Annotated in this window: 14 protein-coding genes; 5 read left to right on the top strand and 9 right to left on the bottom strand. The window is 70.3% G+C overall.

Features of this window, described 5'->3' with window-relative positions; genetic code table 11:
- The first annotated feature begins 12 nt into the window (after window positions 1-12).
- Both ABZS61_RS08295 and ABZS61_RS08290 read left to right on the top strand, forming a co-directional pair.
- The gene (locus ABZS61_RS08295; RefSeq protein WP_356417351.1) at window positions 13-1,557 is read left to right on the top strand and encodes a rhamnulokinase family protein; all 1,545 of its coding nucleotides are present in this window, start codon (window positions 13-15) and stop codon (window positions 1,555-1,557) included.
- The gene (locus ABZS61_RS08290; RefSeq protein ID WP_356417350.1) at window positions 1,550-3,004 is read left to right on the top strand and encodes an L-fucose/L-arabinose isomerase family protein; all 1,455 of its coding nucleotides are present in this window, start codon (window positions 1,550-1,552) and stop codon (window positions 3,002-3,004) included. The genes ABZS61_RS08295 and ABZS61_RS08290 overlap by 8 nt, the downstream gene beginning before the upstream one ends.
- 33 nt (window positions 3,005-3,037) lie before the next feature.
- Here the strand turns inward: ABZS61_RS08290 and ABZS61_RS08285 are convergent, their stop codons facing one another.
- The gene (locus tag ABZS61_RS08285) at window positions 3,038-4,096 is read right to left on the bottom strand and encodes an enoyl-CoA hydratase/isomerase family protein (RefSeq protein WP_356417349.1); all 1,059 of its coding nucleotides are present in this window, start codon (window positions 4,094-4,096) and stop codon (window positions 3,038-3,040) included.
- A 200-nt stretch (window positions 4,097-4,296) separates the two neighbouring features.
- Between ABZS61_RS08285 and ABZS61_RS08280 the strand changes: the two genes are divergently transcribed.
- Window positions 4,297-6,438 carry a SpoIIE family protein phosphatase gene (locus ABZS61_RS08280; protein ID WP_356417348.1) on the top strand — a complete coding sequence of 714 codons (2,142 nt, stop codon included), beginning with the start codon at window positions 4,297-4,299 and terminating at the stop codon, window positions 6,436-6,438.
- Window positions 6,439-6,583: 145 nt separating this feature from the next.
- Here ABZS61_RS08280 and ABZS61_RS08275 read toward each other — a convergent pair whose 3' ends face one another.
- Window positions 6,584-7,201: an LAETG motif-containing sortase-dependent surface protein gene (locus ABZS61_RS08275; RefSeq protein WP_356417347.1), complete on the bottom strand. Its 618-nt coding sequence runs from the start codon at window positions 7,199-7,201 to the stop codon at window positions 6,584-6,586.
- A 251-nt stretch (window positions 7,202-7,452) separates the two neighbouring features.
- Between ABZS61_RS08275 and ABZS61_RS08270 the strand changes: the two genes are divergently transcribed.
- Window positions 7,453-8,154, top strand: a complete 702-nt coding sequence (locus tag ABZS61_RS08270; RefSeq protein WP_356417346.1) for a histidine phosphatase family protein — start codon at window positions 7,453-7,455, stop codon at window positions 8,152-8,154.
- Between the two features lie 34 nt (window positions 8,155-8,188).
- Here ABZS61_RS08270 and ABZS61_RS08265 read toward each other — a convergent pair whose 3' ends face one another.
- The 3 genes from ABZS61_RS08265 to ABZS61_RS08255 form a co-directional block, all read right to left on the bottom strand.
- Window positions 8,189-8,677, bottom strand: a complete 489-nt coding sequence (locus ABZS61_RS08265) for a GNAT family N-acetyltransferase (protein WP_356417345.1) — start codon at window positions 8,675-8,677, stop codon at window positions 8,189-8,191.
- Window positions 8,678-8,717: 40 nt separating this feature from the next.
- Window positions 8,718-9,707, bottom strand: a complete 990-nt coding sequence (locus ABZS61_RS08260; protein ID WP_356417344.1) for a DUF6397 family protein — start codon at window positions 9,705-9,707, stop codon at window positions 8,718-8,720.
- Window positions 9,708-9,815: 108 nt separating this feature from the next.
- Window positions 9,816-10,226: a roadblock/LC7 domain-containing protein gene (locus tag ABZS61_RS08255; protein ID WP_356417343.1), complete on the bottom strand. Its 411-nt coding sequence runs from the start codon at window positions 10,224-10,226 to the stop codon at window positions 9,816-9,818.
- A gap of 132 nt (window positions 10,227-10,358) precedes the next feature.
- Here ABZS61_RS08255 and ABZS61_RS08250 point away from each other — a divergent pair, with 132 nt between their 5' ends.
- The gene (locus ABZS61_RS08250) at window positions 10,359-10,787 is read left to right on the top strand and encodes a PPOX class F420-dependent oxidoreductase (RefSeq protein ID WP_356417342.1); all 429 of its coding nucleotides are present in this window, start codon (window positions 10,359-10,361) and stop codon (window positions 10,785-10,787) included.
- Window positions 10,788-10,986: 199 nt separating this feature from the next.
- On the opposite strand, the gene ABZS61_RS08245 is transcribed toward ABZS61_RS08250, so the two are convergent.
- The 4 genes from ABZS61_RS08245 to ABZS61_RS08230 form a co-directional block, all read right to left on the bottom strand.
- Window positions 10,987-11,619 carry an ATP/GTP-binding protein gene (locus tag ABZS61_RS08245; protein WP_356417341.1) on the bottom strand — a complete coding sequence of 211 codons (633 nt, stop codon included), beginning with the start codon at window positions 11,617-11,619 and terminating at the stop codon, window positions 10,987-10,989.
- A 251-nt stretch (window positions 11,620-11,870) separates the two neighbouring features.
- Window positions 11,871-12,272 carry a DUF742 domain-containing protein gene (locus tag ABZS61_RS08240; RefSeq protein ID WP_356417525.1) on the bottom strand — a complete coding sequence of 134 codons (402 nt, stop codon included), beginning with the start codon at window positions 12,270-12,272 and terminating at the stop codon, window positions 11,871-11,873.
- A 22-nt stretch (window positions 12,273-12,294) separates the two neighbouring features.
- Window positions 12,295-12,729 (bottom strand): roadblock/LC7 domain-containing protein, encoded by a 435-nt coding sequence (locus ABZS61_RS08235; protein WP_356417340.1) that lies wholly within the window; start codon window positions 12,727-12,729, stop codon window positions 12,295-12,297.
- The gene (locus tag ABZS61_RS08230) at window positions 12,726-15,380 is read right to left on the bottom strand and encodes a nitrate- and nitrite sensing domain-containing protein (protein WP_356417339.1); all 2,655 of its coding nucleotides are present in this window, start codon (window positions 15,378-15,380) and stop codon (window positions 12,726-12,728) included. Before ABZS61_RS08230 ends, ABZS61_RS08235 begins: the two co-directional genes overlap by 4 nt.
- Between the last annotated feature and the right edge of the window lie 5 nt (window positions 15,381-15,385).

The following is a 15,385-nucleotide window of genomic DNA, read 5'->3' as shown; positions in this document are numbered from 1 at the left end:
GATGAGATTGCCATGTCTGCGACTTCACGACACGACCCGGTGTTCGCCGCGGTCGACCTCGGTGCCACCAGCGGCCGGGTGATCACCGGCCGGGTCGGTGCCGACGCGTTGGTGCTGACCGAGGCGCACCGCTTCGCCAACACTCCGGTCCGGCTGCCCGACGGGCTTCTGTGGGACGTGCTCGCCCTGTACCAGGGCATGCTGGACGGACTCCGGAAAGCGGCGCGCAGCGGGCCTTTCGCCTCTGTCGGCATCGACACATGGGCCGTGGACTACGGTCTCCTGGACTCCGACGGGGCGCTGCTCGGAGTGCCGTTCCACTACCGGGACAGCCGTAACGTCCGGGTTGCCGACGAGGTGCTGGCCCGGGTCGGGGCACAGGAGCTGTACGGCGTGAGCGGATTGCAGCATCTGCCGTTCAACACCGTCTTCCAGCTCGCCGCCCATCGTTCCACCGCACAGTGGGAGGCGGCGCGGACGCTACTGCTCATGCCTGATCTGCTGGTGTACTGGCTGACCGGCACGGTGGGCGCGGAGGTGACCAACGCGTCGACGACCGGACTGTTCGACGCCCGTACCGGGGGCTGGTCCGATGCCCTGATCGGGCGACTGGGGCTGGAGCGTTCGCTGTTCCCCGCGCTGCGCGAACCGGGTGACCCGGCGGGGACGCTGCTGCCGCACGTCACCGAATTCACCGGTCTGCCCGCGGGCACGCCCGTGACGACGGTCGCCTCGCACGACACGGCGTCGGCCGTCGCCGCGGTCCCGGCCACCGAACCCGGGTTCGCGTACGTGTCGTGCGGTACCTGGTCGCTGGCCGGTCTGGAACTGGACACGCCGGTTCTGACGGAGGAGTCGCGGGCCGCGAACTTCACCAACGAGCGCGGGGTCGACGGCACCGTCCGCTATCTCCGCAACATCATGGGCATGTGGCTGCTGGAGGAGTGCCGGCGTACCTGGGAGCGGGACGGCCGGTCCCCGAGCCTGCCGCAGCTCCTCGCGGACGCGGTCCGAGCCCGGCCGTTCGCCGCGGTGATCGATCCCGACGATCCGGCGTTCCTCGCCCCGGGTGACATGCCCTCGCGCATCGACTCCGCTCTCATCCGGACCGGGCAGGCGCCGCCGGACGGCCCCGGCGGGTACGTGCGCTGTGTGCTGGAGAGTCTCGCTCTGGCGCATCGCCGAACACTGCGGCAGGCCGCCGGGCTGGCGGGCCGTGAGCTGACCCGCATCCATCTGGTCGGGGGTGGTTCACGCAACGAACTGCTGTGCCAGTGGACCGCCGACGCGACCGGTCTGCCGGTCACCGCGGGTCCTGCCGAGGCGACCGCGCTCGGCAACGTGCTGCTCCAGGCGCGGGCCCACGGCCTGGTGGGCAGCCTGACCGATATGCGCCGGCTCGTCGCGCGCACCCAGGAACTGCGCCACTACAGCCCGCAGGGGGACCAGGCGGGCTGGGACCGGGCCGCTGACCGCCTGGATGCGACGCGTGCGGCGGGTACCCCGACCGCCGCCGACCGCTCCGCAGAAGACGATGGAAGGAATACCGATGGCTGACGAAGCACTCGACGCCACTCTCGTCCGCACCGCACGCCGCCGTACCCGCGTGGGCCTGGTCTCCGGCGGGCTGGCCGCCTACTGGCCGCAGTTCCCTGGTCTCCTGGACCAGCTCCGGGACTCGGCTCGCTACGTCACCGAGCGGTTCGAGGCCATGGGATGCGAGGTGGTCAACGCCGGCTTCATCTCCGATCCCCAGGAGGCGGCCGACGCGGCGGAGCAGCTCCGCAGGGCCGACTGCGACATCGTCGTCACGTTCCTGACGACCTATCTGACCGCTTCGATGGTGCTGCCGATCGCCCAGCGCACCCACACGCCGGTGCTGGTCATCGATCTTCAGCCGACCGAGGCGATGGACCATTCGAACACCGACACGGGGAAGTGGCTTGCCTACTGCGGTCAGTGCCCGCTGCCCGAGGTCGCCAACGTGTTCCGCCGCAGCGGGATCGCTTTCCGCTCGGTCTCCGGACATCTGCGGGACGAGAACGCGTGGAACCGGATCCGCCGGTGGATCTCCGCGGCAGGTGTACGGGGTGCGATGCGCCATGGCCGGCACGGGCTGATGGGCCATCTCTATCCGGGGATGCTCGATGTGTCGACGGACATGACGCTGGTGTCCTCCCGGTTCGGCGGCCATGTCGAGGTGCTGGAGTTCGATGACCTGCGGGTACGGGTCGCGGCAGTGACCGATGAGGAGGCTGCCGAGCGCGTCGCGCTGGCCCGGCGTGTGTTCACCCTCGACGAGTCCGTCGACGAGGGTGATCTCGACTGGGCTGCCCGGGTGTCCGTGGGACTGGACCGTCTCGTCGAGGACTTCTCGCTCGACAGCCTCGCCTACTACCATCGCGGCCTCGACGGTGAGATCCACGAGCGGCTCGGTGCCGGGATGATCCTCGGCGCTTCCCTTCTCACCGCCCGCGGCGTCCCGGTCGCCGGTGAGTACGAGCTCCGCACCAGCCTCGCCATGCTGATAGCGGACACGCTCGGCGCCGGCGGGTCCTTCACCGAACTGCAGGCCCTGAACTTCCGTGACGGAGTCGTCGAGATGGGCCACGACGGCCCGGCCCATCTGGCGATCAGCGCCGAGGACCCCCTGCTGCGGGGACTCGGCGTCTACCACGGGAAGCGCGGCTGGGGCGTCAGTGTCGAGTGCGACGTGAAGCACGGCCCGGTGACCACGTTCGGGATCGGGCAGGAGGCGGACGGCTCGTTCGTGTTCGTCGTCTCCGAGGGCGAGGTCGTCCCGGGCCCGTTGCTGAAGATCGGCAACACGACGTCCCGTGTCGACTTCGGCTTCGACCCAGGTGAGTGGACGGACGCCTGGTCCTCGACGGGCATCGGGCACCACTGGACCCTCTGCACGGGTCACCGCGCGAAGGACTTCAAGGCGACCGCCGGACTTCTCGGCATTCCCTTCCGCGCGGTCACCGGGCCGGGCGACCTCTGAGCGGCGTTCGTACCGCTCGGAGGTGACGCCGGTTCAGCCTGAGGCCAGCCCGAGTTCGAGTTCACCGAGCGGCTCGAAGTGGCGGGCGACGTCCGCGTCGGTGACGTCGCCCGGCTCGGCCGGGTGCCACGTCGGACGACGGTCCTTGTCGATGATCTGGGCGCGTACGCCCTCCACCAGATCGGGCCCGGCGAAGGCCCGGCAGGAGACCCGGAACTCCTGGTCCAGTGCCGCTTCCAGGCTTTCGAGACGCCGGGCGCGGCGCACGGCTGCAAGGGTGACCTTGAGCGCGGTGGGCGACTTGGAGAGGAGCGTCCCGGCGGTCTCCTTCGCTGCGGGCTCTCCACTGTCGACGAGGCGGCCGATGATCTCTTCGACGGTGTCGGCGGCGTAGCAGGAGTCGATCCACGAGCGGTGGGTCGCGAGCTCCCCTTCGGGTGCCGTCGTGACGTATCGCCCCACCGTCTGCGTGACTCCGGCGGCCGTCGTGCAGAGGGCAAGGGCCGCGGTGAGCTCCGCCAGCCGCTCCGAGGGCACGAAGTGGTCGGCGAGCCCGCACAGGAGTGTGTCGGCGGCGCCCACGGCCTGCCCGGTGAGCGCGAGGTGGGTGCCGAGCTCACCGGGTGCCGCGGCCAGCAGATAGGTACCGCCGACGTCGGGGACGAAGCCGATCCCGGTCTCGGGCATCGCCACTCGGGAGCGCTCGGTGACGATACGGACGTCACCGTGGGCGGACACCCCGACCCCGCCGCCCATCACGATGCCGTCCATGAGCGCCACGTAGGGCTTGGGGAAACGGGCGATACGGGCGTTGAGCCGGTACTCGTCGCGCCAGAAGTCCACGGAAGCGCGGCGTCCGGCTCGCGCGTCCTCGTAGATCGACCGGATGTCGCCGCCGGCGCACAGTCCGCGCTCGCCGGCTCCGCTGATCACGACGGCCGTGACGGCGTCGTCCTGCTCGGCGAGAGTGAGCGCCTCGTCGATGCTGCGCACCATGGTGTGGGTGAGCGCGTTCAGGGCCCGGGGGCGGTTGAGCGTGATGTGCAGGCTGTGACCCTCGGTATGCAGCAGGACAGGCTCGTCGTCATTCATATGTGCGCTCCGGTCAGGCATGGGCGGTGCGTCCACCGGTCGTGGGAGATCTCTGCCTGCCATTCTGCGACGGCCTCCTCGACGCTCCGGAGGCGGGTGCCCCGGCGAACCGCTGTGGCACTCCCGCACGACGGGCTCGACAATTGAGACCTACGGGCCGCGACGTCCAGCAGCCCCGCCGGACGACCTCCGGAGCAGGAATGACCGACGATCCACGGCGAGCAGGTTCCAAGGCTCCGCCTCCCCTCCGGTCCGACGGGACCGGTAGCAGCGAAACGGGGACGGCGGAACGCCTCGCCATGAACCGGACCGGCAGCTTCGAATGGGACCTGGACGCCGGGACCCTGGACATCGACGAAGCCGGGCTGATGGTCTTCGGCTTGGACCCTGACACTTTCGACGCACGGCCCGGGGCCGTGGTGGAGCGGCTGGAGCCGTCGGAGCGAGCCCGTCTGGACGTCACCATCGACGAGGCGCTCTCCAGCGGGAGCAGTTCCTACAGCGTGCACTTCCGGGTGCCCCTGGCGGACGGCACCCGCCAGTGGACTCACGTCCAGGCCAGGATCCTGCGTTCCGAGGACGGCCGCGCACACCGTGTCATCGGTGTGGTACGGGACGCGACGGCGGAAGTCACCCATTCGGCCTTCGTGCAGGATCTGGAAAAGCGCCGCCAGCGCCAGACCAATATCGTTGAACGCACAACGAGTGCGATGTCACGTGCGGTGACCGTCGACGACGTCACGGCAGCGCTCACGGGCCCGGGCGGCCTGGCCGGGCTCGGCTCGGACGGACTGGCACTCGGACTGGTGGAGAACTCCGCGCTCAACATCATCGCGTTGAGCGGCGACTCCGTGGAGGTACTCGGTGGACTGGGCTCCGGGGAGCTCGACGCGAACCTTCCCCTGGGCGACACGATTCTCAGCGGAAAGCCCCGGTTCATCACCTCGCTCGACTCCCTGATCCGGCGCTATCCGGTGCTCGAGCCGCACATGGGCCGGCTGAAGTTCCGCGCCGCCGCCTACCTTCCGCTGGTCGCCCAGGCACGACCTCTCGGCGGGCTCGCTCTCTTCTACCGGGAACGCACGGTGTTCAGCGCGGACGAGCGCATTCTCTGTCTCGGGCTGGCCGCCATCGTCGCCCAGTCGCTCCAGCGGGCCATGCTGTTCGACGAAGAGCGCGAGTTCGCCACCGGGCTCCAGTCGGCCATGCTGCCGCGGCGGATCCACGACATCGAGGGCGGGGAGATCGCGGTCCGGTACCACGCGGCGTGGAGCGGCCGGCAGGTCGGCGGCGACTGGTACGACGTGATCGCGCTGCCCAACCACCGCTTCGGCGTCGTGGTGGGTGACGTTCAGGGCCACGACACCCACGCTGCCGCGATCATGGGCCAGCTGCGTATCGCCCTGCGTGCGTACGCGGCCGAGGGGCACCCGCCGGCGACGGTGCTGGCTCGTGCCTCCCGCTTCCTGGCCGAACTGGACACCGACCGCTTCGCCACGTGCGCGTACGCACAGGTGGATCTCGCCACGGGCACCGTGCGTGTGGTGCGTGCCGGGCACTTCGGCCCGCTCATCCGGCACACCGACGGCAGGGTCGCCAGCCCTCAGGTGCGCGGTGGTCTGCCCCTGGGGATCTCCACGACCTTCAAAGACGAGGAATTCCCGGAGACTCGGCTCGACCTGGTACCGGGCGAGACCCTCGTCCTGTACACCGACGGACTCGTGGAGGAGCCCGGCGCCGATATCGACTCGGGCGTGGCCACGCTGGTTCACGAGATCAGCAACGGCCCGGCGGGCGCCGAGGCGCTGGCGGATCATCTGTCGGACCGGCTGTGGGAACGGTGGGGTTCGGGGGACGACGTGGCGCTGCTGGTGCTGCGACGCAGCCCGGACCTGGGGTCACCACGCGCTCCTCGGCTCCATCAGTACATCCATCAGGCGGACCCGGAGGGCCTGTCGGATGCGCGCGCCATCGTCCGCCAGGCGCTTACGGACTGGGACATGGCCGCACTGGCCGACGACGCGGAGCTGGTCACCGGGGAGTTGCTGGTGAATGTGCTGCTGCACACGGAGGGCGGGGCCGTTCTCACGCTGGAGGTCCTGCCGGAACCTGTCCGGCGCATCAGGCTGTCGGTCCAGGACCGTTCGAGTGTCTGGCCGCGGCGTCGCACTCCGGGAGAGACCTCGACTTCTGGACGCGGCCTGCTGCTCCTGGACGCGGTCGCCACACGATGGGGCATCGAACCCCGGGGAGAGGGCAAGGCCGTCTGGTGCGAGATGGGCCCGGCCTCCCCTGATTCCGACACCACCCCGACGGCCGCCTCGACTGCACCTCGTCCCTGATCCGAGTTCGGCATCCGAGTGCAGCCCCCGGATCCGGCGCGGCCACGAGGAACGCGGTGAGGGGCGTACCGCATCGCTTCCGACGCGGTACGCCCCTCACCCGGCCTGCCGGTACCGGCCCGTCGGGCCGGACTGCCGGAGTACGTCAGTGCTGCGCGGAACGGCGCTTACGGACGGACCACAGGATGCCGCCACCGGCGAGCAGAACCGCGATCGCGGCTCCCCCGATGACGGGCGTCGCGGACGACGAACCGGTCTCGGCCAGGTCGGGCGCGCTGGGGCTCGACTTCGCCGGGGCGGGCGCGGCCTCCGTTGCGGTCTCGCTCGGCTCGGGGGTCTGCGTGGCCGGCGGCTCGGTCGGCTTCGTCTCGGTCGGCGTCGGCGTCGGCGTGCTGTCCTCACACACCGGGGCCTGCTTGGTCAGGTCGCGCGAGAACTTCTCGTTGTCCCCGGCCTTGACGACGAGCCGGACTGTCAGCTCCTTGTCGTGCGGCGGCAGCTGGAGCGGCGTCTTCGTGTGGAACTCCCGACCGAACGTCGTCGCGGGGAGCAGTTCCTTACCGCCCACCACGGAGACGGTCACGACGTTGGCCACGTCGCTCGAGTAGGCGGTCAGGTCGACGCTCACGTCGGAGCAGGTCACGACCCAGGTGGGGGTGTGAGCTGCGGCCGGGGCGGCGGAGATGACTCCGCCGGCCAGGCCGACAACCGCAGCGGCCGCGAATGCTCCCGCGCCACGCCACGATCTCCTGGGTATGGTCATGGATTCTTCCTTCATACGAGTTTCCCCGCCGGACTGGCGGTGGGGCGCACAGTACTGCCCCCGCCACCCGGGTGTGCACCCACCCCACGAAGCATCGGACACACCAACTGTTGCCACATCACCGCGACTTATGACATGGCGGACACGCCGGGTCCGGAGCGGGTGCGGCCAGGGATGGCTCGATGAGACAGTGACCAGTACATATATCTGTTGTCGCACGATGCGGCCCGCCTTGGAGCCCGACCCGTTCTATGCGATTGCTGTTGATCCGTCACGGTCAGACGCCGTCCAACCTCGGCCACTTCCTGGACACCGCGCGCCCCGGACCCGGGCTCACCCCTCTGGGCCTGCGCCAGGCGGCCGAACTGCCGGCCGCCCTGGCAGATGAGGAGATTCAGGCCCTCTACGCGTCAACGCTTGTGCGCACGCAGCTGACGGCGGCACCCCTGGCTGCCGAACGAGGTCTGGAGGTACGCATCCGCGACGGCATCCGCGAACTGTCCGCCGGGACGTTGGAGATGCGCGCCGACCAGGTGGCGGTGGCGGAGTATCTGACAACGGCATTCGCCTGGTCCGCCGGCGACACGGCGAGGCGTATGGCAGGGGGCGAGAGCGGCGCCGAGGCACTGGCCCGCTTCGACGCGGTGGTCGCGGAGGCCGCCTCGGCTGCCGGACCGGCCCACACGGGTACGGTCGCCCACTCGGGCACGGTTGCTCTGATCAGCCATGGCGCGGCGATCAGGATGTGGACGGCGGCCCGGGCCCAGAACGTCTCGGTGGAGTTCGCCGCCGCCCGTGCCCTCGACAACACGGGAGTCGTGGTGGTCGAGGGCACGCCCGAAGATGGCTGGAAGGCACTCTCCTGGGCCGGCACCGTGGTCGCTCCGGAGACCAGGAGCGGTGTTGAGGACGCCGGACCCGCGGGTCGTACGATCTCAGGTGTCGGCGACTGAGCGGTGTCGGCGACTGAGCGGCTCGGCGGGCGCTTCAGAGGGCCTTGTACATGATGTGCAGTCCGACGTAACCCTCGGCGGGATGGTTGAATCCTTCCGGAAGCGTCCCCAGTACTTCGAAGCCGAGCGAGCGGTACAGCCGTACGGCGTGGGTGTTGGTCTCCACCACAGCGTTGAACTGCATGGCGCGGAAGCCCGCTTCCCGCGCCCACTCAATGGTGTACTCGCACAGGGCCCGGCCCACACCGCGGCCGGAGCGCCGGGAGTCGACCATGTAGCTGGCGCTGGCGATGTGCGATCCGTTGCCCATGTGGTTCCGGTTCATCTTGGCCGTGCCCAGGACTGTCCCGGCGCCGTCGACCGCGACGACCGTGCGGCTCGGTGCGGACAGGAGCCACCACCCACTGGCATCGTTCTCCCCCAGGTCCAGGGGGAAGGTGAACGTCTCGCCTGCGGAGACGATTTCGTGGAAGAACGGCCAGATGGCGGGCCAGTCCTCCGCAGTGGCTTCTCTGATCAGCATGGGGCAAAGATGCCTGTGTCCACGGGCCGGTCGCAAGCACTTAATGATCTCGGCTCCGTCGCCTGCCCAGCCCGATCCGGGCAAGGAGGCCCGGCCCGGCGACGGCCGGCACGGCGGCGCGACCCGGCACCTGGTCGACCGCCTCCCTCGCCCGCAGGGGTACAGGTACCGGCGCACCACCGGATTCACCACCTGGCCGGGGAGCGGAGCGACGCTCGCGCGCCCGGTCCAGCTCCATGACCAGGTTCACCCGGCGCCACAGGATCTCGTCCGGATCGTCGGCCAGCATCAGCTGCCCCATGGTCTCCCTCCCGGACACGGATCCCGGCCGTCCGAAGGCAGGTTCCGGCCGGACACGCGCAAGGTAGGCGCGTTCGTACGGGTCGTCCACCACTTCCGCGAGCTGGACCGCGTCCAGCGCGGACGCCTGTACCGCGGCACGCGCCCATGGATCCTCCGTCCGGCTCAGCAACCTGTCGATCCTGCGCGCACGCCAGTTGCGCGCACGCCAGTCGACGCCGGACTCCAGCATGGTCCGCATCCCGACCGGGCTCTTTCCGGCGAGCAGCTCGGGCTCCTTGGCGCCGAAACCTGCGAGTTCGTCCACGAGATAGAGCCAGACCACCGCACGGTACCGATTCAGATAGAACGCCACCGGTGAGATGCACCCGATCCGGGCGAGCCCGCTGAAGCGGACACCGCTGATGCCGAGCAGTGCAGCGCCCTCCGCCGTCCCCGCCGTGCGCACCCTGTCCCGGAGGGATTCGGGGAAACCGGCCATGGCTTGCAGCCTGTCGACTTCTTGCCTTCGGACCCGCGGCCTTCCGCCGCCCGGCGGCGCGTCCGTGCTGATAAGCTCGAGATGGACGGCGAGGTCGAACTCGCCGCGCTTCAACTCCAGCTCCTGCGCGGCGCGCCCTGCGGCCAACGTGCTACCCGCGCCCTCAGCCGCTCCGGCGCCCGCACCCCCTCCCGCGTCCGTCCGCTTCGCTCCCGCGCGGGCAGTGCGTGCCGCTTCCTTGACAGCCATGACTGGCCTCCCCCGTGTGGTCGAATACTCTCTGTGACCACGGTAGCCAGGGGAGGCAGATCTCGCTGCCCCTGTGGATAACTCCGAATGCTCAGCGAGAAGCGCAGCTCAGAGGCGGTCGGTTCGCTCCGCACCTTGCCGTGCTGTGACGCCGAGGTGCTCGCCCACGCGATTGACCATCAAGGTCATCTCGTAGGCGACCTGGCCGACGTCGGCCTCCGCGGAACTCAGCACGCACAGACAGCTGCCGTCACCCGCCGCCGTCACAAAGAGCAGTGCCTCGTCGAACTCCACCATGGTCTGACGCGCTCTTCCGGCCCGGAAGTGACGCCCCGATCCCCTGGCCAGGCTGTGCAGTCCGGACGAGACCGCCGCCAGGTGCTCGGCGTCCTCACGTGCCAGTTCCGTGCTGGCTCCGGTGACCAGCCCGTCGTTCGACAGCACCAGCGCGTGCTGTATGTGCTCCACCCGGCTGGTGAGATCGTCAAGGAGCCAGTCAAGTCCCTGATCCATCGGCATGTGCTCATCCTCCCCGTTCGTTCCCCGCGTCGATGGGCAAGCCTCGCGCACGGGCCCCTCGCGGGCAAGCGCCTCCCTGCCCCCGGGGCGTCGCTTCACGCCATGCTCGGGATGTCGTCCGAAGATGGACTCATGGCACACCACATGACCCAGGACGAATGGCGGGCGTTCCTCTCGGAGGGGACCCGCACCGCCAAGATCTCTACCGTACGCGCGGACGGAAGCCCGCACATCGCGCCCGTCTGGTTCCTGCTCGACGGTGACGATCTGGTCTTCAACACCGGGAAGGAGAGCGTCAAGGGCCGCAATATGGCGCGGGACGGACGGGTGTCGATCTGCGTGGACGACGACCGGCCCCCGTTCGCGTTCGCCGTGCTCCGAGGGCGTGCGGACCTGAGCGAGGACCTCGCCGAACTACGCCACTGGGCGACCCGTATCGCAGGCCGGTACATGGGTGCGGAGGCGGCCGAGGAGTTCGGGGCACGCAACGGTGTGGCCGGCGAACTCGTCGTACGCGTGCACATCGACAAGGTGCTGGCCATGGCGGATATGGCCTCCTAGGGTCTTTCGGTCGGTTCAGGCCGGACCGGGGAGCGGGGTCCGGTGCCGTGCATCGCAAGGCGGAGCAAGGAGACGACGCGGAGCGTCGCCGACTGACGACAACGCCGCGAGGTGCGGTGCCAGGGCACGCGAGCCCGGCAAGATCCGAACGAGAGGGCTGGACCGTGCCGGCGGACCGGCACGGTCCACTCCGTCCGGCTCAGATCGCGCCGGCTTGCCCCACCGAGTCGAGCAGCCGGGCGGTGTGCATCCGCCCGGCGTACTCGACCATGCGGATCAGGACCTCCTTTCCTGAGGCACGGTCGCGCGCGTCGCACAGCACGACCGGTGTGCCCCGGTCGAGGTCGAGTGCGCGGGAGACGTCCTCCTCCCCGTACGTACGTGCACCCGAGAAGCAGTTGACGGCGACGACGAAGGGAATGCGGCGGTGCTCGAAGTAGTCGACGGCCGGGAAACAGTCCTCGAGCCGTCGGGTGTCGGCCAGCACGACCGCTCCCAGCGCCCCCGTGGACAGCTCGTCCCACAGGAACCAGAAGCGGTCCTGCCCCGGGGTGCCGAACAGATAGAGCGACAGCCCGGACCTGATGGTGATGCGGCCGAAGTCCATGGCCACGGTCGTGGTGGTCTTCTGGTCCACTCCGCCGGTGTCGTCCACGGACTGCCCTGCCTCACTGAGGAGTTCCTCGGTGCGCAGGGGCCTGATCTCGCTGACGGCTCCGACCAGCGTCGTCTTGCCGACCCCGAAGCCGCCGGCGACCAATATCTTCAGAGCGAGGGCCGTGGTGTCCTCGGTCTCTTCCCCACCCGTGCTGTCCACATGCTCGGAGGACATCCATCACTTCTCTCGCGAGTGCCATCAGTAGAGGCGACAGCATGGCAAGGAGCGGCCGTCGCCGAAGGGAGTGAACGGTTTTTGACCGATGTGGCCGGATGGACCCGTTCGATGTTCACATCCGGCCGCTCAGGTCGGAATTCGACTCGGTGATCGAGGTATTCGAGGCATTTCAGGTATTCGGGCACCCCAGGCATTCGACGTGTCGGACGCGCGAGGGCAGCGCGCACAGCCATCGCGGAGGAGGCTGGTCACAGCGCCCGCAGGCCGTCGATCACCTCACGCAGGATCCGCTCGTCGGGAAGCTGTGCCGGGGAGACCGGACGGCTGACCCGTACGAAGCCGGCTTCGAGCAGATCGCCGAGGAGCACTCTCACCACGCCGACGGGCAGGTCGGCGTCGGCGGAGAGTTCCGCGACCGACTGGGTCTCGCTGCGGCACAGCGTCAGGAGCGCCCGGTGCTCCGGGCCGAGCAGTCCCTCGTCGGAACCGTCCGGCGCGGCCTCGTCGACCGCCACGAGCGCGATCAGGTCGAAGCGCACACCGCTGGGCCCCGGATCGGTACGCCCTCCCGTCACGGCGTAGGGGCGGACCAGCGGGCCCGCCTCGGCGTCGTACCACTGGCTGCCCACTCCTGTGCCGTCGTCACTCATGCCCGTGCGCACGGCCGCCCCCTCAGCCGGTCGCCGGTGGTTCGGCGAGCCTCACAGGCGTGGCGAGGTGCTCGCCCACCCGCTTCACCAGGCGCGCCATCTCGTAGGCCACGAGGCCGATGTCCGCGAAGGCCGTGCTCAGCACGGCGAGACAGGATCCGTCGCCGGCTGCTGCGACGAACAGGAAGCCCTCGTCCATCTCGACCATCGTCTGACGCACTCCCCCGGCGCGAAAGTGCCGGCCCGCCCCTTTCGCGAGGCTGTGAAAGCCCGAGGCCACAGCCGCGAGGTGCTCGGCGTCCTCTCTGCTGAGGGCGCTGGACGCACCGACGGCCAGCCCGTCGTTGGACAGCACGACTGCGTGCCGGACTTCGCCGACCCGTGCGACGAGATCGTCCAGCAGCCAGTCGAGTTCGCCGGAGCCACGGGGAGCCGCCGCCCTCTCGTTCGCGATCATGCCTGGTCTCCTTCGGTGTACGGCCGGATACCGGAAGCGGGTCCGGATGTGCTGCCGCCGGGCGCGGTCCCGCCGCCGCGGACCCATCCGTTGCGGTAGGCGGTCATGCGGTCGCGGGCCTGCTCGGGCGTGCGTTCGAGCGGCGGAGTGGCCCCTCGGTCGCGCGAGTCGCCGCGCTCCGGGTGCGGCCTCTCACGCAGCTGGGGTACGAGGCTGGCCTGCCGGACCCGACGCGGCAGCTCGCCGTCCTCGTCCGAAGGGCTGGCGGGACCCGGAACTCCCGAGAGACCCGTGGAACCCGAGGGTCCCTTGGAACCCGAGGGGCGCGCGCGCCGGTGCAGCGAGGTGACCGGGGCGGGTGCGGTCCTGGGGCCTGTGCGGGCTTCGACGGGCGCACGCGGCTCGATCGCGGGCACGGCCACGGGGGCGGGGAACGCGGTGGGGCGCGAGGCAGCCGCGCGGTGCCCTGGTCCCGGCGCCCTGCTGCCGTCGTCGTCCCGGGCCACCGTCGCAGCGTTCCCGGGGTCGGCGCCCGCAGGAGCGGCCGCCTGCCCTGCCGGCAGTCCGCCCTGGAGCACTGCGGTCGGCAGCAGTACCACCGCCGTCGTGCCCCCGTACGGCGAGGTGCGCAGCTGGACCTTGACCTGGTGACGGGCGGAGAGTCTGCTCACCACGAAGAGGCCGAGCCTGTCGCTGTCGAAGAGGTCGAGGGCCTCCGACTGCTCGATGCGCCGGTTGGCCTCGCCGAGCAACTCCTTGCCCATGCCGAGCCCGCGGTCCTCGATCTCCAGGGCGTAGCCGTTGCCCACCGGTTCGCCACTGATGCGCACCTTGGTGTGCGGAGGGGAGAACTGTGCCGCGTTCTCGACGAGTTCGGCCAGGAGGTGGGTGAGGTCGGCCACTGCGGCCCCCTTGACGCCCGCATCCGGCAGCGCCCGCACCTCCACCCGTGAGTAGTCCTCGATCTCGGAGACGGCGGCACGCACGACGTTGGTCAGTGGTACGGGCATCCGCCAGGCGCGCCCGGGTGCCGCCCCGGAGAGAATGATCAGGCTCTCCGCGTGCCTCCTCATCCGGGTCGTGAGGTGATCGAGCCGGAACAGGTCGCCCAGCTCGTTGGGATCCTCGGCGCGACGCTCCATGCCGTCGAGGAGGGTGAGCTGGCGGTGGACGAGAACCTGGCTGCGACGGGCGAGGTTGACGAAGACTCCGGAGATCCCGCTGGCGAGTTCGGCGCGTTCGACGGCGGCGCTGAGCGCGGCACGGTGAACGGTGTCGAGCGCTTCGCCCACCTGGCCGATCTCGTCGTGGGAAGGCTTGCCGGGCGGCGCCTCCGCCCGGATGTCCAGCTCCTCGCCGGCGCGCAGTCGCTCCATGGCGCGAGGCAGTTTGCGCCGGGCGATCTCCAGCGCGCTGTTGCGCAGGCTGACGAGCTCGACCACGAGCGCCCGGCCGATGCGCACGGAGATCATGAGTGAGGCGGCGGCGGCGAAGAATCCGAAGAGGACTGCCGCTCCGGCGGGACTGAACAGTGCGCGGGCAAAGGGGTCGGCGGCACGGTCGGTCGCGCCGGTTTCGATCGAGCTCAGCTCCTCACGCACGGCCGTCGCGTCGCGTTCCCATGCCGCGGCGGACACCGCCTGCGCGGCTCGGCGGCCCGGCTCCGCCTGGAGCACCTTGTCCTCGGCTGCCGTGATCCTGCGATAGGCGCCGTCTTCGGTGAGGACGCGCCAGGCACTTCGGCCGGTGGACGGCAGATCGGCCCCGGCCGTACCTGCGAGGCTCCGGCGGGTCGCCACCGCGCCGGTGAAGTCGCGCAGCTGCTCACCGTCGAGTGTCCCGGTGAGTCCGGCGGAGGCCAGCAGTGCGTCCTCCCGCGCCAGCATCTCGCCGCTCCGCGCCAGTTCGAGCAGGACGCGGGCCTCTGATCCCAGCTCGGCGTCCTGAATCCCGGTCAGTGCGCCGGAGACACCGAACGCAGCGGAGATGGCCTCGGAGTACTGCGTGAACGCGGCCTCCGCGTCGGCGCGTCGGTCGGCGTCCCGGTCCCGGCCCCGGGAACCGCGGGCGGGAGGGTCCAGGAGGCTGCTGCGCAGGGTGGTGAGTTGTTGGGTGTGCTCGAGGAAGGTGCTGAGCCGGCCCGCGACTCCCGCGGGGAGGTTGCCTGCGTCGGCGACCGTGTGCCGGTCGCCCAGGCGCAGCGCTCCGAGCGCGGCATCGGTGTGCTTCGCCTGCCGCTTCAGGTCAGCGGCGTGCCCGGTGCCCGGGGCCACCGACTGGCGCAGTGCCGCCTCGCGTTCGGTCTGCAGGGCGGCGACGGCCGTCTGGACCGGTGCTCGTACGGTGCTGTCCACGCGTTGCAGTTCGCGCAGTCGGGCCACGTCCTGCGCCGTGGTGACGGTGGCGAAGCCCCACAGGGCGAGCAGTGAGACGACCGGGACCATCAGCAGGGAAATGACCTTGGCCCGCACGGTCCTGGGGCGCAGGGATCCGCGGCGCGCCAGGAGATCGTCCGGCGCCGCCGACCCGGTCTCGTGGTCGGTGCGCTCGTCGGCCGGCCGGCCTGCGTGCGCGCGTCGTCCGCGCGGCGGTGGCGCGGCCCGTTCGGCGTGCGCACCGGGGTCGGGGGTCGTCGTGCGGGGTGTGCGCATGGCCT

It is taken from the genome of Streptomyces sp. NPDC005566 (genome assembly GCF_040605575.1).
Taxonomy (GTDB): Bacteria; Actinomycetota; Actinomycetes; order Streptomycetales; family Streptomycetaceae; genus Streptomyces.
This window is presented reverse-complemented; position numbering and strand designations above follow the sequence as displayed.